Here is an 18349-nt window from a genome sequence, read left to right on the forward strand (position 1 = left end):
ATTAGTTCACCATGGCTGTCTTCTCCAACGGCCTTCTCATCAACTCAATTCATGTACCAGTTTTCGAAATACAGCATAGGCGAACTTAGGCGAATAATCGTCACGCAGCAGTCCAAACTGATAGAAAATATCCTCCTGTGAACTGTCGGCATCGCGCAGATCAAAAAGCTCATAGCCGATAATGGTAAAGGTTTGCCGATGGGCATGTACCGTACGGATTACGATTTCCAAAACCTCCGCCTGCCGCTCGTAGGACCGCGTAGAGTTGGTTGGCCATCCGTTTTCACCAATGATAATCGGCACCGTTTCGGGAATACCCGCCTGCACTAAATTTACGTACCGGAACTGATGCAAGACCATTCGTACAGCCTCGCTTACTGCAACTTCGGGCGGCAGCGGCACGAATACGTCTGTGAAGAAGTCCAGCGCTACGTAGTCCAGGGCATCGACAAATGGGTGCCCGCCAAGCTGACCAATCGCCTGCCAGAAATCGTCGGCCGGATTAAAATTAATGGTAGCGCTGAAACCAATACCGATCGATAAGCCCAACCGTTGCACTTCGGCTTTTGCCGTAATGACACCTGCTACCAGTGCTGCCCGCACGTTTGGCGTTATGCCATCGCCACCCGGACCGGTGGAATTCGCTTCTTCCGTAATTTGCAGGGTTGCCAGATCAGGACCGTATTGCTGTAAGGTTGCCCGAATAAAATCAGTCCATCGATCAAGCGGCTCATCTATCGCCCGATAACACAGGACCAGATCAAGTTTTCGGTTCTCGCCAACGTACTGCCTGAAATTTTGCGGTGTTGTGGCCTCTACCCGGCCATCGCCTGCGTACCCCATATAGGCACGGACCCGAAACGGCTTGCCTGCTGGCTGCAGGTCGTTTAGTGCTTCCAGAATCCGCTCAGGAATGTCGGCAGGCCCGGTAACTAATCCCCCTTCAGCGCCGGTCGCGCTACCCGGATAAATACCAAATGTAAATGCGTGCATTGGCTTGTCAATTGATGGTCTGGCGAAGGTAGTGCTGGCTAATGACGGCCGACCCCGCAAAACGGATTATCGTGCCCGCGAAACGGATTCGTTATGCGGGTTGGCGGGTATGCACTTTCTACGTAGCTTCGTTCTATGCAAATTACTTCGACTAACTACGGGTACTATTTCGATCAGTTTGAGCGCAGTTACCCTGCCGAATTTCACGACAGAACGGGCTATACCGAAACGCATACCCGCCTGAACGATGACGTATCGAAGGGTGAACTCGGCGAGATCTGCTTTCAGGGTGTGCGAATCCACTACGGTCGCTTTCACACGCTCAAAACAGACGCGATCCATACCACAGAAAATTTTTCGTCGGTCGAGATGACTTTTCAGGTGCAGGGACAGATGTCGCAACAGTCGTCCGTATCAATACAACTGTGCGATCAGCAACATAACCTGAATTATCGTCCTTATGGAGATGGCAAAAGTTGGTTTGGTACGGGCAGCCATTTTTATGTTGGCGTTCAACTGACCGAGACGTTCTTCAACCGATTTGCCGATGACACGTCGCCACGCATGAGCCATTTACTAAACAGCATCGCTCAACGTAACGCCACTACGCTGGTCAGCCACAATCTGCCCATCGGGCCAGCTTTACAAGCGCAACTGACTCAACTCACACAGGCTAGTCGCACACAACCATTTAAGCGGTTGTACCTGGAAACGATCGTTCTGGATCTGTTACGTCAGCAGCTGGAACAGGCTGACACAGATCGAGCCAACCGCGAGACGGCCTTAAGCGTCAGCGACATCGACAAGATTATGGCCGTAAAAACCTGGCTTGATACCCATCCACTGGACAATCACTCGCTCTTACAACTTTGCCGCTACGCTGGCCTGAATGATTATAAACTCAAGAAAGGATTCCGTGAGCTGATCGGCACTACGGTATTTGGGTATTTGAATGACCTTCGCATGCAGTACGCTCATCAGTTGTTACGGGATACGAATCAGCCCATTGGCGACATTGCCTTAACGCTTGGCTACAGCGAAACGCACCATTTTTCGGCGGCCTTCAAACGAAAATTCGGCTATTTACCCAGCCAGTTGAACAGAAGAAGTACATTTGGCTCATGAACCATTCGACGCTACTTGTTTTTCTTTTTTGCCTGTTTTTTAGTCAGAGCCGAGCTGAAGAGCCAACCGGCATTCGCTTTTTCAACGGGTCATGGCAGAACGTTCTGGCGGAGGCCAGACGTCAGAACAAACCTATTTTTGTTGATGTCTACACAAGCTGGTGCCCTCCCTGCCGACGCATGGCTCGCGAAGCTTTCCCCAACCCAACCGTAGGAGCAAAATTCAACGAACATTTTATTAGTTACCAGGTCGATGCCGAAGTCGGTGAAGGAGCTGAACTAGCCAAACGATACGCCATTGCCAGCTACCCGACGGCATTGTACTTTATTCCTTCCGGAGAGGTGGTTCACCGGGGTGTTGGCTACGCGGGGCTCAACGCCATGCTACAACAGGCAGACATGGTATTGAAGATGCCTAAAGTACGTCAGGCCCGACGAAAGCGACCCATAGTCAATGATACGTCCCTGCCAGTTCTATCAAGCCCAACGGATTCGGTAAAGGCAGACAGTTTATAAAATAAGTATTTGATTACCAGAAATAATACGTTTATTCCAGCTTCGGTCAATCAGCCCGTGAGGCCAACTTCTGTTGGGATAAACAGGCCGTACATTTTCTAAACGGTTTCATCAAAACGAGCTGGTTTCCAATGGAGCCAACTCATTTTAATTGGTATTCCTATTAAAATGATTTAATCTCACAAAGTAAGTTGTATAGGGTTAAGAAAAGGCATTCATTTACGTCTGAACAAAACCGCCTATCGATATGCAACTGAATCCATCTGCCAATTTTTTTGAGCGATTTGCCTCCCGCGCTACGTATGCAACCGGCTCGTCAACTGCTTTTTTGTTAGCCCTCCTTACAATCATCATCTGGGTTGTAACAGGCCCTATTTTTCATTATTCCGATACCTGGCAACTGGTTATCAATACGGGTACAACCATCATTACGTTTCTGATGGTCTTTCTGATTCAGAAGTCGCAGAATAAGGATTCTCTGGCCTTACAGATCAAGCTCAACGAATTAATCGCCGTCAACTCCAAAGCCAGCAACCGGCTGCTGAATGTGGAAGACCTGACTGAAGAGGAATTACGGGCGCTGCATCGGTTTTTTGGCAAACTGGCCGAGCGGGCCAAAACAGAAGCGAGCCTGTCTGAATCGCATTCGGTTGAAGAAGCCGAAGACATTCATGATGAAAAAGTGGAAGTGTTGAAGCAACGGCTATCAGGCCGACGAAATAAACAGAATGAAAGACCAGCCGCAAAACAACCGGCAGCACCCACATCGAAACCCACAGGCAAAGCGCGGCCGACTAATAAAAAAGCAGGATAAAACGCTAAGGGCTATTGGTTTGCCTTGTTCAGCTTAACTTATTTTGAGTAAGTTTATCGTTATTTTTGTTAAAACATGCTCAATTCGTTCGGATTTTGCCTAACAACAACCGGGCAAGTGAGTTTATGTTCTTGTAGCCATATGGCTTGCCCTCCTTTCCAGACATTCACTGTATGAACCAGCTGTTCGCTGCTCAGTTATCTCCTTTACTGCCCACTGAAGAAGCGTTATTACGTCGTTCATACGATCAGTTACAAACAGCCCTGAGCATCGGTTTAATCGCTACCTGGTTCTGGGATATTACGAACGACAAAGTTTACGGCGATCAGAATCTGTTACGTCTGTTTGGGGCAACGCTACCGCCGGGAGTCGATTCGCTGCCGCTGAGCATTTTTACCGACAGCATTCACGCCGATGATCAGAAACGGGTTCTTAAACTGATTGACGAAACCATTCATTCCGGCCGCACCTACGAAGCGGAGTATCGAATCGTTGGGCAAAATCAGCAAACTCGCTGGGTACTTGCCCGAGGGCAATCGACCCGGGATAAGGCACACCAGCCCCTTACCTTTTCGGGAGTACTGATTGACGTAACCGAACGGAAACTGGCTGAGGTGCGCTCGCAGGCCATCGAAAATCGACTGCAACTTGCCATGGAAGCGTCGCAGATGGGCGCCTGGGATTACAAGCCCCAGACGGGCGAACTGATCTGGTCGGATCGCTGCAAAGAATTGTTTGGTCTCCCTTCCACAGCTTCTGTCGATTACCGTATTTTTTTAGAAGGATTACACCCCGATGATCGGGAACGTACCGATCAGATCGTTCAGCGAGCGTTACAGTTTGAAAGTGGTGGCCACTACAACACTGAGTACCGGACAGTGGGTTTCAACGACGGGAAGCTACGTTGGATACGTGCCAACGGTCAGGCTTTTTTCAACGAAGCCGGACTAGCTACCCAGTTTATCGGGACGGTCATCGATATTACAGACAGTAAGCGTACCGAGGCTATTTTACAGGAGCGCGTGGCGGAGCAAACGCAGCATCTGGAACGGCAGGCCCATCAGCTGCGTACGACCCTCGATGCTTCTCTGAACAGCATTATTGCCATGACAGCCATCCGCGATCAGCAGGGTACGATTGTCGATTTTATGATGGATACGGCAAACGAGGCTGTCATTAAAAGCAATTTCATGACCCCTGATCAAATCGTTGGCCGCTCCTTGCTGACCGTATTTCCGGGCAATCGGGAGAATGGTTTTTTTGATTTGTATGTGCGGGTTGTCAACACAGGGGAAGCAGAGCAAAGCACGCAATATTACCGCGATGAATTCGGACTTGAGGGTTGGTTTGAAGTGTCGGCGGTGAGGCAGGGCGACGATGGTGTAGTTGTTACGTACAACAACATTACGGATCGCAAAAAAGCGGAACTGGCGGCCCAGCAGCAGGCAAATGAATTAAAAGAAGCCATTGCCGAACTCAAACGCTCCAATGAGAGCCTGCAACAGTTTGCTCACATTGCCTCGCATGATTTGCAGGAGCCACTTCGACGCATTCAGGCGTTTAGCGATCTGCTGAAAACTCAATTTGCCGATAACCTGTCAGATGGTGAAACGGACATGATTCATCGGATTCAGCGTTCAGCCAAACGGATGCAGATGCTCATTAAAGATTTACTGGCGTATTCCAAACTCAGTACGCAGCGTGAACCTTTTACGACCATTGCTCTGACCGATGTGCTGGAGGATGTATTCAGTGATCTGGAAATGAGTATCTCCGAAAAAAACGCCACCGTCGATATTGGGGAGCTTCCACAAGTCTTGGGAAGTTCATCGCGGCTACGGCAGCTTTTTCAGAATCTGATTGCCAATGCGCTCAAATTTATTCCCTCCGATAGATCGCCTGTGGTTCAGGTACGCTCCCGCCCGGCCTTGCCCAACGAGATTCCAGCGCGTCTGCAGGACAAAAACACCCAATCGTTCTGGCTGATAACCGTAACGGATAATGGCATTGGTTTCGACGAACGATACAAAGACCGGATTTTTACCCCTTTTCAGCGGCTCCATGATCCTGCCGTTTACAGTGGAACAGGCATTGGCCTCGCTATCAGTCAGCGGGTTGTCGAAAGCCATGGAGGAGGAATGGATGTCAGTAGCAAAACCGGTGAAGGCTCTACGTTCAAGGTATTTCTGCCCGCTATTTAGCTGCTCTGAACTTGCCGCAGCGGAACCCCAGCCTCAGCAAGCTTCCTGAGAAACCGGCGACTTCAGATGCAGAAAAATACGCTGGTATTCCGAAAAGGCTTTCTGGGCTGCCTCCACTACTTCGTCTGGCTGGCTTCCCCCTTTTTGTAGGGCAAACTCGCCAAAACGTTTCCATTGGCTACCCGTATCGCTGCCATATCCCTGATAAAAACGGGCCTGAGCCAGCAAAGGCTGGATAGCGGGATTTTTTTGCAACAACCGCCAGATGACCGTTCCGCCCAGCATTGACCCCTCGCTTACGTACGCAGCGCCTACCAACGACACAGGCGACCAAGTGGCAAACAACGCCGGTTTAAGCTTGGGAAGCGGCTCATTCAACTGAATCAGGTCGTTTTGCAACCAGGGCATTTTCCGGCGGGTGTCGGGCTCAAACTCCCGAAAAAAATCAGGATACTGATCAAGGGCCGCTTCAAGCGACTGATGAAACGTCAGATGCGTACGTAGCAGATGCAGGTATTCCTCTGTCGAAAGGGTTCCGTTTTGCAGGGCTTCTGTATAAAAAAGTTGCTCGGTCTGTTCGTGAAGGGGGCGGGTTTCGTACCGCAGTCGTTCCAGTAATGAAGCCATTTACCTACTTAAAACCTGATTTTTTAGAATCGCCCGATTATTTATGATCTATTCGGGTGTTATTTTCCAACCAGAAATCGCACATTTTACCAATGATGTTGCCTGTTGCCTGATAGCTTCCCGGTTTTACTACGTATGCATTAACGCCTGCTTCGTAGGCCGAATGGATATCGCGCGGGTTGTCGGAGGTGCTGAACGCAACAATGGGTAAAAACTTGGTCCGATCGAGTAGGCGGGCCTGGTGCACGACGTCAAAACCACTGATGCCGTTTAGATTCAGATCCAGCAAAACCAGTTTTGGTAATACATTCGGCTGAGCGCTATACGCCCCCTGACCGGTCAGATAATTAACGGCATCCGAACCGCTGTTTAGCACCTTGTACGTAAAGGGCCGGTTCATTTTTCGCATTAATCGGTTGAAAATATCTGCATCATTCGGATCATCTTCAACATATAGTATATCTACCATCGCTAAGCAGAGAGTTGAACGGGTGTATACCTGATTCGACAGAATCAGGCTTTGTTTTTTTATTAGTATATAGATGTCGGAAAGGAGACGGTAAAGGTAGTGCCTCGGTTCGGCTCGCTATGAAACCAGATTTTTCCCTGATGCCGGTTAATGATCCGTTTGACAATGGCTAAGCCAACACCAGACCCTTCAAACCCCCGGGCATTCTCCAGTCGTTTAAACAGGTCGAACATTTTGCCCGCCTGCTTCATATCAAAACCGATTCCGTTGTCAGCTACCGAATAAACTACTTCCTCATCCGTTTGTTGGCCATTGACCCGAATAATAGCATCCGGAGCCAATTTCGTATACTTAGCTGCATTGCTGAGCAGGTTCGAGAATACCTGAAGGATCATTGTCGGGTCGCCCACTAAAGGGGGTGTATCGCCAATATCAATCCGTATGGATCGATCCTTGTTCGCCACCATAAGCTCCTCGCGGATAGTCTGCAGCAGGGCTTTCATGTCGACTTGCTGCATGGTCAGGTCCGTACGTCCCATTCGGGAATAATACAGGATATGCCGAATCAGCCGCTGCATTCGTTCCGTCGATTCGGTTATCTTCTGGAATAGCTCCCGGGCATCCGGATTGAAGTCCTGCCCGTACTCTTCCAGTATAATTTCAGAGTAACACCGGATTGACGACAGCGGAGTACGCAGATCATGAGAAACCGTGTAGCTGAATGCGTCCAGTTCTTCGTAAGCCACCTGCAATCGCTGGTTCAGCAGCCGCACCTCGTTCGCCAGTTTCGTAACAACCTGCAAAATATCTTCGCGGAGCTTCACCACGGCACTAATTTCGGTCTCGTCCCAGGGTTCCGACGTATTACGGACCACTTCGGTCCAAGCCTCAAAACTTTTCCGGGGACTCAGCCGCTGTTGGCCATCCTCACCAACCGTAACGGGCTTGTTGGGATTGCCGGCCCAGGTAACCTGCTGAACCTGTTCGGGTTTAAACCAGATCAGGTACTCGTTCAAATCTTTCGACAATGTAATGGCCAGTATGCCCGCCCCTACGTCCCGAAACGCTTCAGCAGGGGGATACAGAGCCGACAGCTGGTTGGTTTCTAAAAAGGTTTCAACACCGGTTGTGCCAAGCCAGATAGACAAAGCCCGGATCGACGCTTCACCAGGCGTTTTTCCAAGCGTATACACTTTATCGTTGAACAGGAGTGCTGCCCCCGTTGCCTCCGTTACGTCGAGGGCGGTTATGGGAAAATTCGTTAGTGCCCGTGTTACGTCATTGCCCAGCAACAGCTGTTCGTGGAGCCGCTGACCATTCTGCGTATAGCGCAGGAGGTCTGTCTTATACTCTTCGTCTTTGCGAAATTCCAGCGCAGCCGATAGCAGCTGACTCACAAATTTGGCCGTTTGCCGCGCCTGAAAATCTACGAACCGGGGCGTTGTGTTGTGGCAGGAAATCAGCCCCCAAAGTTCGCCCCGGTACAGGAGCGAAATACTCATGGATGCCTGCACGCCCATATTTTTGAGGTATTCAATATGAACGGGCGAAACTGCCCGAAGCACCGAATGCGTCAGATCGAGTGGACGATCCCAATCGGGTTGCGACAGGATCGGCGAGGGTGTACTGCCTGCATCAGCAATCAGGCGGACCAGATTGATTTTGTAGAGTTCACGCGCCTGCTGTGGAATGTCGGATGCCGGGTAATGAAGGCCCAGAAATGGTTCCAGATGCTCGTCTTTGGCTTCGGCCACTACGTGCCCATGCCAATCAGCACTGAAACGGTACACCATCACCCGGTCGAATCCGATGATGGTTTTTATGCGCTGGGCGGTATTTTGCAGCAAATCAGTCAGCGTTCGGCTGGCCTGAACTTCGGTTAAGGCCTGAGCGATCAACTGCTGATTGATAACCGCATTGCGATCATCGCCGACGGGTTCCCATTCCAGCAGAATAAGTCCCTGATGCTGGTGCAGGATTAAATTCCATACCTTCCCGTTTATCGTTAGCCTATGCGGGTTCATGGCTTCCCACGAATCGTTCCGCTTGCCAACGTTCAGGACTTCCGTGATCACGTCGGAGGACAAATCTGTATCATGCAGCAACGTAGCAACGGATTGACCCACTAGCTGAGAAGCCGGTACGTTCACCAGGTCGGCGATGTTCTCACTGGCATGAACGATAGAATAGGTATCGGGTTGGATGGCGATCAGGTACCCGTGCGATTGAATATGACCAAGAATATGAATAGGCTCGCGGTCGCAGGTAGTCAGATCAACAGTCAATAAACTCATTGAGTAGCATAAATGGTTAAGAGGAGGTATCCGACGTCAACGAGACAATACCCAGTCGTAATAAATGCAATATACGCATACAAAGAATATCGCGATTGCAAACTTATTAAGGGAACAATTGAACAATTGATTGGTTCCGAAAACCGGCATTCTTACCGAAAACCATCGTAGTAGGCTACGGCTCCGGCCAGTTCATATACCGTTAGTTTCTTTTTGGTTAAATACTGAGTTAGCTTCCCCGACTGGTCATCCAGCACAGCCAGTACCGACTTTCGGGATAACGTAACGAGCCTGGGCGCTTCATTACTGCGCTGAATGTAGTACGTGTGTTGCCGGAGGTACGTACCGTTGAACGGATCTTCCAGCATATAAACATCATTATCCCGTTGTTTCAGCGTGCATTTGATCTGCTTCAGCAATCGGGTTTTACCGGCATATAAAACCATAAAATACGCCCGCTCGGGTTTGCCCGCTTTGTTGATTACCTGGCTTACGAAACGAGCATCCCCAATGGTAAAGGCGTCGGGCAAAACGATATAGGTGCGCGAGTCGCCTGCAAGCTGACAATGTATTTCGTTCGTTACCAGATTGAAGGCGAGTTTACAGGAAACGCTATTGCCGGCATTACCCACCTCCATCGTGCCATCCTGCCAGATCGGATAACTGAAATACTCACTGCCCAGGTAAACTACCTGCGAAATCGTCTGAACTCGGTCAGACCGATTTATGAACAGCCCATCGTTTGGTGCATAAAACTTACAGGTAGTGATGATCCGCTTTTTGTCATCCAGCGAAACAGTACACTGCCCATAACTGACTACATCCAGTATAGCAACCAAACTAAAAAGTAAGGCGGTACGGAAAATCATATCGGGTTCGGAAATAACGTACGAACTTCTAATTCTTGCCTTAATTTAAGTAATTGCCGCATTGCTACGTATCGGGCCGATCAGAAAGGCCGCAACGAGCAACAATTAGCGTAATACGCGACCGCAGAAACAGTAAATGCAACTTAGCAAATGCATTTAAAGATAAAATTTACTATTAATTCTTTTTTTCATGCCAAATCAGATTTTGGTAATCGGTAGTTCAAACACCGATATGGTTGTAAAGTCCGACAAATTACCCGCACCCGGCGAGACGGTTCTGGGTGGTACGTTCCTGATGAATCCGGGCGGAAAAGGAGCCAATCAGGCGGTAGCAGCCGCCCGGCTGGCCGGTCAGGTAACGTTCGTCGCCAAAGTAGGCAACGATATATTTGGTCAGGAAGCCGTCAATGGATTTCGGCAGGAAGGTATCAACACTACGTATGTGCACACTGACAGCGATCATCCGTCGGGTGTGGCGCTGATCAACGTCGATGCGAAGGGCGAAAACTGCATTACGGTTGCCCCCGGCGCTAATGCTCACCTTCAGCCTGCCGAAACCGAAGCGGCTCTTCAAGCAGCTCCTTCCGATACGCTGGCCTTGCTGCAACTCGAAATTCCTTTGGCTACGGTAGAGTATGCTATCCAGCAGGCGTCTACGCGAGGGCTGCGGGTTATCCTAAACCCCGCTCCGGCGCGTTCGTTACCCGTTACGTTGTTTCCGCACCTGTTTCTGATTACCCCCAATGAAACGGAGGCCGAAATACTGACTGGTATTCACGTAACAGATACGGCGACGGCTGAACAGGCCGCTCAGAAACTGCATGACCTGGGTGTTGACAATGTAGTCATTACGCTCGGCGCCAAAGGAGCTTATTTATACACCGATGGAGAAGGCCGTCTCATTGCCGCTCCACCTGCAACGGCTCTCGATTCAACCGCTGCGGGCGACTGTTTCAATGGCGCACTAGCCGTGGCCTTAGCGGAAGGCATGGATCTTCCGGAAGCTACTGCATTTGCCTGTAAAGCCGCTTCAATTTCCGTCACACGCATGGGTGCTCAGGCGTCGATGCCCAAACGAAGCGAAGTAGGGTAACCTAAAGTCGAACTCCTAACCCTTTTCTTATGAAATTTATTCTCCTGCCAATCCTGGCCCTGCTGGCAACTTCACTACCACCCGAAAAGCCAGCCAAAACTGTAACTCTTTCGAAAACGGCCATTCAGAACAAAATCAAAGGTGGCTGGGCCGGACAGGTCATTGGCTGCACGTTTGGCGGTCCCACTGAGTTTCGGTTCAATGGGACGATGCTGAATGATTATCAGCCCATTCCGTGGTATGATGGCTACATCAAAAAAACGATGGTCGAAAATCCGGGCCTGTACGACGACCTGTATATGGACCTGACGTTTGTCGATGTATTTGAACGTAAAGGCCTCGACGCGCCCGTAGCCGAACATGCTAATGCGTACGCCAGTGCAGGTTATATGCTCTGGCACGCCAATCAGGCCGGGCGCTATAACCTGCTCAACGGCATGAAAGCACCTGAATCGGGCCACTGGCTCAATAACCCACATGCCGATGACATCGATTTTCAGATTGAAGCCGACTTCTCGGGGCTGATGGCGCCCGGTATGCCCAATACGGCGGTACAGATTGGCGACCCTATCGGCCACATTATGAACTACGGCGACGGCTGGTACGGTGGGGCCTTCGTAGGGGCGCTCTATTCACTGGCGTTCGTCTCGAACGACGTTAATTATATCGTCAAAGAAGCCCTGAAAACCATTCCGGCACAGAGTACATTTTACCAGTGCATCGCCGACGTAGTAAAATGGCACGATCAGTTCCCGACCGACTGGAAACGGAACTGGTTCGAAATTCAGCGCAAATGGTCGGATGAAGTGGGTTGCCCGGAAGGGGTATTCTACCCGTTCAATATCGATGCTAAAATCAATTCGGCATACATTGTACTCGGCCTGCTCTATGGTGGTGGCGATTTCACCAAAACGATGGAGATCAGCACGCGCGCCGGTCAGGATTCTGACTGCAACCCGGCTTCGGCGGGCGGAATTTTAGGCACGATGCTTGGCTACGACGCGATCCCGGCGTATTGGAAACAGGGGCTGAAAGAAGCCGAAGACATTGATTTTAAATACACAACCATGTCGCTGAACGATGTATATGCCATGAGCCTGAAACACGCCCTGCAGGTAGTGGAACGCAATGGCGGCCATATCAGCGGTGATCAGGTGACCATTGCGGTACAAACACCCAAAGCCGTCCGGCTTGAACAGGGCTTTCCGGGCCACCATCCGGTGTTAGTAACGAGCATTCGGAAGGATCTGGAGAACGAATACAGCTTCGATTTCGAGGGCATTGGCTTTGTGCTGAAAGGCGAGGCAAAACCCAAAAACCGAAGTTCATGGGGTTACGAAAACAGCTTTGCCTTCAACGCGGAGCTTTATATCGACGGAAAGAAAACCGAGACCGCTAAACTGCCTGTCGATTTCACGCATCGGCGGTACGATCTGTTCTGGAAATACCAGCTGCCCAAAGGCAAACACACGGTACGTATCAAGCTGCTGAATCCTGACTCTGAACACACAATCCGCATGAACGAAGTGCTGGTGTATAACGATCAGTCGGTAAAGTCGAAGTTGTGATTTTTATCAACTATAGATGCCCAGAGGAAGCTTTTAAGATTACGTTTCTGAACCAGCTTTACCATTCCGTTTACCCACCCCCGGCCCCCTGAAGGGGAGAAGGCCAGTCTCAGCGAGCTCCCCCTTCAGGGGGCCGGGGGTAACAAAACCAGAACCCTGACGCGGCCTTAGTATAAAATGCAGGGGTGAACGAGGTGGTTAAAAATGTTTTTTGCGGTAATTTAAAGATAGCGATGCCAGCTAAAAAGTACTTTTTTTTCATTCTGCTGCTTACTCACTTGGTACGTGCCCAAAAGGTGGTCCCGCCGACGCTTTTCGCCGATCCGGTTAATGCCCTACAGGCTTACCACGAAAATCTGGCGCAGCTTCGGCAGGAGCATACCAACCACCGGGAGTTGCCCGATCTGAAGTTTTACTTCTTCGGCATGGGCGACCGGCTTAAGCTTATTTACCGCAATGGGCGATTACTAAACGCGCTTACGGGTAATATTGAAGAGCAGTGGAACGTAAAACAGGAAGTGATTGTGCCCTCGGAATACCTGGTGCATCTGACCTTAGCCGATGGGCAGACCGTCCAGATTCGCGAAGATGAACTAGGTGTATGGTTGTTGCAGACCAATAAACGACCCAAACTTATTCCCGGAACCCGCAGCCGGATTAACCTGCCCCGATTTGCCGATAAATCATTCGGGCCAGTGCTCCGGGTACTGCATCAGGAAGTGCTGATAAACGTAATCAATGGCCGCCCGGTGCCGAATTTTCTGGTGTATTACAAACCGTGGTATCGCGATGCAGCTATGATGGCGATGGTGCTACGTACCACCAATAATCTGCATCTGATCCGCGACTGGATTTTGGCGATCCGCGACCCATTTGACCGTAACAACCGACTCGAAGCAGACAACTTCGGCGAGGTATTATTTCTCGTGTCACTGGTGTCCGATAAGACTCATCCAGTTGTGCCCATCGTGTTGGATTCACTCAAAAAATTTCGGAAAGGAAACTACATTCTCGGCAAAACGGATAATATCGAACATCCTGTCTATCAGACAAAATGGTTGAAGTACGGACTAAAGTCGCTTGGCCTGCCAGACACTTTCGTGATTCCGAAACTGGCCGACAGCTACTCATCCGTGTTTTGGCTGGATTACAAAAATGAGCATGTCGACGAAAAAAAAACGATGAAAACTTCAGCAATAATCCTTTTTTCGGCTGGGCAGAGGACCATTTCTACAAGCTGGGGAATGTATCGGAGAAGCGCGGCATGGTGGGCAACGTCGATTATCCGATAAGCTGGCAACAGCGGGATATTGATGCGCATTACCCCGGCCTGACGGTACTCGACCGGGATCTGGTCAAGCAAAAAATTGCGTTTCCGCATGCCTGGCACGCGGCCGAAATGTTCTCCTCCTTCAGGAAAATTAATAGTGATTTTCCTGAAGGAGGATTTACAGTGTTTGATCAACTGTAGTACTGGTTACTTTCTGTCCTATTGAATAATCCAGGCCCGACTCTCCTATCAAGATTGAATAAGACAGGTTAGCACTAGCCGTAATAACTTGTTAATGAATCAGTCAATCTGCAAAACAATTCGTCCACTCTGCTTTTGGCGGCCACTAACTGGTTTGCCCATTAATTCCTGCCAGGCCTGGGCTACCTGACTCATCGGATAAACGTTCCCCTGGTTGATTTTCAACGTTCCTTCATCAATTTGTTGCGCAATCCGGCTCAGCCCCTCCTGAGTCGGACGGAGTTCGAGGAAAACGGCGTGAATACCATGTTGATCAGCCAAATCGTTTGAAACGGGCTGATTGATCGCCACCAGGTATCCCCCTTTTTAATGACTCCATACGAGCGTTGCTGCATTGGTCCACCTACCAGATCAATCACGGCATCGACCCCGGAAACAAGGGTTTCAAACTGTTCTGTCCGGTAGTCAATGACTTGATTAGCACCTAGTGCGACTACACGTTCTCTCGCTCTCGACGAAGCGGTTACAATTACCTTGGCTCCGGCTTGATGGGCGAACTGAACGGCATACGTACCAACAGCACCTGCCCCGCCATGAATCAGAACTGTCTGGCCCTCATGTACGTGTGCCTGCTCAAATAAGACCTGCCAGGCCGTCTCGGCTGACACCGGAACCGAAGCCGCTTCGATGAAGTCCAGCGTACGAGGCTTTTGGGCAATCTGCTCCGGCCGTATGGCAATATATTCGGCATATGCACCACTATGGGTGCTGGTCCCGTAAACGTCATCACCGACGGCAAAGTTGACGACGTTGGTACCGAGAGCTTCAATAGTCCCCGCAAAATCATAGCCGGGAATCCAGGGGAAGGTTAGCGGAAACACCTGCTTCATCGCCCCCGAAGCTTTTTCGTAATCGATATGATTGACAGCGGCAGCCCGCACTCGAACTAGTACTTCGTTGTCGGCTGGTTCGGGTTTAGCAACTTCCTGTACCTGTAAACTTTCTGGTGGCCCATAGCTGGCCAGGATAATGGCTTTCATAAAATCTTAGGGTTATGAGAGATGAAATGATACGTAATAGATTAATTGTAAGCAGCTAACCACTTCGCTTTAAGATCAGCCCGGGCGTTGATGAAGGCTACATCAGTACCCTGCGCAATGGCATCCAGCGGAAAGCGTAACGGACGGGTTCCTTTTTGCATTTTGATCAGTTCCAGAATACCGTCGGCAATGGTCTGGGGATTCATCTTAAACTCAACCATCTTACCAAATAGCGACTGACCAATTGCGTTGAACTTTTGCTGGGCCGCTTCCCCATATTCGGCCGCAATTTCTGCTTTGTCGGCCTGAACGCCCGATTTTGCCCCCGTATTCATTTCGGTAGGATAAACCCCGGACTGGATACTGACGTTTTCAATGCCGTACTCTTTCAACTCATCCTGAAGCCCTTCCGTAATGGTTTCCACCCCAAATTTTGAGGCCAGGTAAGGTACCATGAACGGTAAGGTATGCCCGCTGGCTCCCGAAGTAATGTTAATGATCAGCCCACTTTTAGCTTTTCGCATACTGGGCAGAACGGCCTGATAAGTCCGGATAACGCCGTAAAAATTCACTTCGAACATACGCCTAATCTGATCGATTGAGTAGGCTTCCAATAAGCCAAAACCTGCTACGGCAGCATTGTTGACCAGTACGTCAACCTGGCCGTATTTAGCCAGCACCGTCTCGAAAGCGTTCGCGACCGAGGTATCATCGGTTATATCAATCTCGACGACATCAATGTTAGGCAGGCTACCCAATTCGGCGGCCACATCTTTATTCTTATCCTGTGTATTACGCATTCCAGCGATGACGGTGTAACCCGCTTTTGCTAAAGTAACCGCCGTCAGTTTGCCAAATCCAGTACTGGTACCGGTAATAAAAACTACGTTTGACATGATCTTTTTTGTGTTGTTTGAACGTCACAAAGGTGCTGCGACTACCCAATTTTCTCCTTGATATTTCGTAAGAAAGAAATTGATCTATATCAAGTAAAACACGGAGGTAAAATTCATCCTAATCAACAGAAAAGGCCGATAACCCTGCGATTAACGGCCTTTTCTGTTGATTAGTCATAAGCAAAACATGAATGCTTACATCATGGGTTCGCAGGAAACTAATTGGCAAATAGACAAGCCTGCCGCTAGCTATCGGAGACCGAATGTTCCTTCTCCTGATATAAGCCAATGACGGTTCCATCGGCCAGCGACAGATGACAGTAAGAAAGGGTAGTGCACAGATAAGTAATGGGCACCAGGGTTGTCAATCCCTGATCGATAGCCGTCCTTACCGCCTGTTCTATATCGTCGACTTTAAAGCTGACCACTACCTTGTTGGTTTTAAACAGGTAATCCGGACAAGCTGCGTGGGGCGAATAAACTTCCAGTAAGGTACCATCCGGCAGCAGTAGCGGAGCAACCCCTGCTTCATAATGAATTTGCTGAGCACCACAGTTCGAAAGCGCCAGTTGTTTAAGCCAGTCGGCGTCTCCGCTTTCAGCCTGAATGGCAATTTTTATGGTACGCATCGATAAAGCCATGGTAATTATCTGACAAACAGGCAACAAGTCCCGACAAAATTGAGGCTCAGCCCTGTCATTTCCCTTGATTTATCGTAAGAAATAATTTGATCCAGATCAAGCCAGTTCGCGTCCGGTTAGCACTTGTTTATTTTTTAGCCGACTGACTACGCACCCGGCTCAGGGTTTCCGGAGTCATTCCCAGAAAAGAGGCAATCATGCTTTGTGGCACTCGTTGAGCAAAGGCGGGGTACTGATGAACAAAATTCTGGTACTTTTCTTCTGCTGAATAGCTGATGGCTGCGTGAATCCGATTTTGAGAGACTACAAAGCTTTTCTGCAAAATGCCATTGACCATCTCTCTAAAAGCAGGTATTTGCTGACCGATCAAGTCAAAATTATCTTTCCTGATCAGGACCACTTCACTATCCTCAATGGCGTCAATATTAAACCGGGATGGCTGACCCGACAGGAGACTCTCCCGGTCACCGATCCACCAGTTTTCAACAGCAAAACTGATAACATGCTCCAGTCCTTTATCGTCTACACCATAGGTTCGCAAACATCCTTTGCTGACAAAGGCGTTATAAATCCAGACATCGCCCTCCTGAAGCAGATACTGCTTTTTACGCAGTTTTTTCAGAGTACATAACGGGCGAATCCAGGCTGTTTCAGCCTCGGATAAAGAAATTCGTTGAAGAAGATAGTGTATAAAAACGTCAACCATAGCTAGAAATCGTATTGGCTTCTCCAGAAAAAACGATACGATAAAGCCCAGGATTCACAAGCACTTTCGCAGTTGCAAATCCCAGGCGAATCACTCATCAACAGAGCATACTATTTGTTCGGCTTAACGCCTTTTATCGTTGGGACAGCAGGACGCTACGCACCGAAATTCCACCCAATCCAATCTGAAAAAGCACTTTAACCACAGCTCTCGATACGCAAATGAAAAACAAGTTGTTTTCCAGGGCTATTCAGCGTCACCGCCACCGATGGTGAAGCCCACTTTAACGCTGAAATATGAGTTTTTAGCTTCCAGTGTCCGGCTTGTCGCACTGACCCGTACCTGCGTGTCGCTCACCAGATTATACGCCAGATCCAGACTTACCCGACCTAATTTAGCACCTATCCTTCCTAAACCACCCACTACCGTTGTCGTAGGCAAGGGATACGTAGTGGTAATCCCAAACCGTGTATCCCGCTGCGAGCTGGCGTCTGCGTAATAAAGTCCTCCCCAATTCCTATGTACGGCTGAACTTTGCTGCCGATAGAAAATGAGTAATTCGCCGTTACTACCCCCGACATGATGTATTTGGCATTCGTCTGGAACACAATAACCTTATCAATAAACTCGGGACGCTGCACAAATGCCTGCTCGAAGCGAAGACCAAGATCCAGATTTTTAATGATTCGGTACTGTGGCTCAATACTATACACAAACCCCGCTTTACTGATGGCATCACTATTCGAGTAATCAGCGGTGGCGGCATAGCCAGCGGCCACGTTTACTTTAAAAGGTTTGGTATTCTGGGCACTCGCAACAAAAGGAACCAGGACTAACAGACTGAAGAATAAGTTTCTCATTGAGAATGAATTTACTACGTACAATAAATTAAAACGTTTGGGCATATCAGTGTAAGGATTCTCAGGTAGACAATAGGGTTGTTGTACTGCCACAAAATTGTTTGTTTATTCCAATTCTAGGCAACCATCCGTACTGTCTTTACAATCATTTTCTGGTTTCCGTTGCA

The 18349-nt window shown here is 49.3% G+C and carries 20 protein-coding genes; 8 read left to right on the forward strand and 12 right to left on the reverse strand.

All coding sequences use genetic code 11. From position 1 onward, the window contains the following. Nucleotides 1-39 precede the first annotated feature (39 nt). On the reverse strand, nucleotides 40-993 hold the full coding sequence (locus tag LN737_RS27290) for a hypothetical protein (protein WP_405513855.1): 954 nt from the start codon (nucleotides 991-993) through the stop codon (nucleotides 40-42). 135 nt (nucleotides 994-1128) lie between these two features. On the opposite strand from LN737_RS27290, the gene LN737_RS27295 reads away from it, so the two are divergent. The 4 genes from LN737_RS27295 (at nucleotide 1129) to LN737_RS27310 (ending at nucleotide 5648) form a co-directional block, all read left to right on the forward strand. Next, nucleotides 1129-2118: a helix-turn-helix transcriptional regulator gene (locus LN737_RS27295; RefSeq protein ID WP_405513857.1), complete on the forward strand. Its 990-nt coding sequence runs from the start codon at nucleotides 1129-1131 to the stop codon at nucleotides 2116-2118. Further along, a complete protein-coding gene (locus tag LN737_RS27300; protein WP_405513858.1) occupies nucleotides 2115-2633 on the forward strand; it encodes a thioredoxin family protein in 519 nt (172 codons plus the stop codon). Before LN737_RS27295 ends, LN737_RS27300 begins: the two co-directional genes overlap by 4 nt. A 247-nt stretch (nucleotides 2634-2880) precedes the next feature. Then, nucleotides 2881-3447 carry a low affinity iron permease family protein gene (locus LN737_RS27305; protein ID WP_405513860.1) on the forward strand — a complete coding sequence of 189 codons (567 nt, stop codon included), beginning with the start codon at nucleotides 2881-2883 and terminating at the stop codon, nucleotides 3445-3447. Nucleotides 3448-3620: 173 nt separating this feature from the next. Then, on the forward strand, nucleotides 3621-5648 hold the full coding sequence (locus LN737_RS27310; protein ID WP_405513862.1) for a PAS domain-containing protein: 2028 nt from the start codon (nucleotides 3621-3623) through the stop codon (nucleotides 5646-5648). 33 nt (nucleotides 5649-5681) lie between these two features. On the opposite strand, the gene LN737_RS27315 is transcribed toward LN737_RS27310, so the two are convergent. The 4 genes from LN737_RS27315 to LN737_RS27330 form a co-directional block, all read right to left on the reverse strand. Next, entirely contained in the window at nucleotides 5682-6275 is a 594-nt protein-coding gene (locus LN737_RS27315; protein ID WP_405513864.1) for a biliverdin-producing heme oxygenase, read from the reverse strand. Nucleotides 6276-6312: 37 nt separating this feature from the next. Then, complete coding sequence (locus LN737_RS27320; RefSeq protein ID WP_405513866.1) at nucleotides 6313-6744, reverse strand: response regulator; 432 nt, start codon at nucleotides 6742-6744, stop codon at nucleotides 6313-6315. A gap of 62 nt (nucleotides 6745-6806) precedes the next feature. Continuing rightward, nucleotides 6807-9038 (reverse strand): ATP-binding protein, encoded by a 2232-nt coding sequence (locus LN737_RS27325; RefSeq protein ID WP_405513868.1) that lies wholly within the window; start codon nucleotides 9036-9038, stop codon nucleotides 6807-6809. 152 nt (nucleotides 9039-9190) lie between these two features. Further along, nucleotides 9191-9907, reverse strand: a complete 717-nt coding sequence (locus tag LN737_RS27330; RefSeq protein ID WP_405513870.1) for a hypothetical protein — start codon at nucleotides 9905-9907, stop codon at nucleotides 9191-9193. 190 nt (nucleotides 9908-10097) lie between these two features. On the opposite strand from LN737_RS27330, the gene rbsK reads away from it, so the two are divergent. The 4 genes from rbsK to LN737_RS27350 all read left to right on the forward strand — a co-directional run bounded on the left by rbsK (nucleotide 10098) and on the right by LN737_RS27350 (nucleotide 14039). After that, the gene (gene rbsK, locus LN737_RS27335; RefSeq protein ID WP_405513871.1) at nucleotides 10098-11000 is read left to right on the forward strand and encodes a ribokinase; all 903 of its coding nucleotides are present in this window, start codon (nucleotides 10098-10100) and stop codon (nucleotides 10998-11000) included. A 29-nt stretch (nucleotides 11001-11029) separates the two neighbouring features. After that, nucleotides 11030-12568, forward strand: coding sequence for an ADP-ribosylglycohydrolase family protein (locus LN737_RS27340; protein WP_405513873.1), 1539 nt, complete (start codon nucleotides 11030-11032; stop codon nucleotides 12566-12568). Between the two features lie 233 nt (nucleotides 12569-12801). After that, nucleotides 12802-13860, forward strand: a complete 1059-nt coding sequence (locus LN737_RS27345; protein WP_405513875.1) for a hypothetical protein — start codon at nucleotides 12802-12804, stop codon at nucleotides 13858-13860. Next, nucleotides 13833-14039, forward strand: a complete 207-nt coding sequence (locus LN737_RS27350) for a hypothetical protein (protein WP_405513876.1) — start codon at nucleotides 13833-13835, stop codon at nucleotides 14037-14039. The genes LN737_RS27345 and LN737_RS27350 overlap by 28 nt, the downstream gene beginning before the upstream one ends. A 99-nt stretch (nucleotides 14040-14138) precedes the next feature. Here LN737_RS27350 and LN737_RS27355 read toward each other — a convergent pair whose 3' ends face one another. The 7 genes from LN737_RS27355 to LN737_RS27385 all read right to left on the reverse strand — a co-directional run bounded on the left by LN737_RS27355 (nucleotide 14139) and on the right by LN737_RS27385 (nucleotide 18182). Then, nucleotides 14139-14360 (reverse strand): zinc-binding dehydrogenase, encoded by a 222-nt coding sequence (locus LN737_RS27355; protein ID WP_405513878.1) that lies wholly within the window; start codon nucleotides 14358-14360, stop codon nucleotides 14139-14141. Continuing rightward, nucleotides 14297-15079, reverse strand: coding sequence for an NADP-dependent oxidoreductase (locus LN737_RS27360; protein WP_405513879.1), 783 nt, complete (start codon nucleotides 15077-15079; stop codon nucleotides 14297-14299). The genes LN737_RS27355 and LN737_RS27360 overlap by 64 nt, the downstream gene beginning before the upstream one ends. A gap of 41 nt (nucleotides 15080-15120) precedes the next feature. Further along, nucleotides 15121-15975 (reverse strand): SDR family oxidoreductase, encoded by an 855-nt coding sequence (locus LN737_RS27365; protein WP_405513881.1) that lies wholly within the window; start codon nucleotides 15973-15975, stop codon nucleotides 15121-15123. 245 nt (nucleotides 15976-16220) lie between these two features. Next, nucleotides 16221-16604: a hypothetical protein gene (locus LN737_RS27370; protein ID WP_405513883.1), complete on the reverse strand. Its 384-nt coding sequence runs from the start codon at nucleotides 16602-16604 to the stop codon at nucleotides 16221-16223. Nucleotides 16605-16743: 139 nt separating this feature from the next. Further along, entirely contained in the window at nucleotides 16744-17322 is a 579-nt protein-coding gene (locus tag LN737_RS27375; protein ID WP_405513885.1) for a Crp/Fnr family transcriptional regulator, read from the reverse strand. Nucleotides 17323-17568: 246 nt separating this feature from the next. Continuing rightward, nucleotides 17569-17763 (reverse strand): hypothetical protein, encoded by a 195-nt coding sequence (locus LN737_RS27380; protein WP_405513887.1) that lies wholly within the window; start codon nucleotides 17761-17763, stop codon nucleotides 17569-17571. Further along, nucleotides 17745-18182: a hypothetical protein gene (locus LN737_RS27385; RefSeq protein ID WP_405513889.1), complete on the reverse strand. Its 438-nt coding sequence runs from the start codon at nucleotides 18180-18182 to the stop codon at nucleotides 17745-17747. Before LN737_RS27385 ends, LN737_RS27380 begins: the two co-directional genes overlap by 19 nt. Nucleotides 18183-18349 lie beyond the last annotated feature (167 nt).

Source organism: Spirosoma sp. KNUC1025, from assembly GCF_045160025.1.
In the GTDB taxonomy this organism is placed as follows: domain Bacteria; phylum Bacteroidota; class Bacteroidia; order Cytophagales; family Spirosomataceae; genus Spirosoma.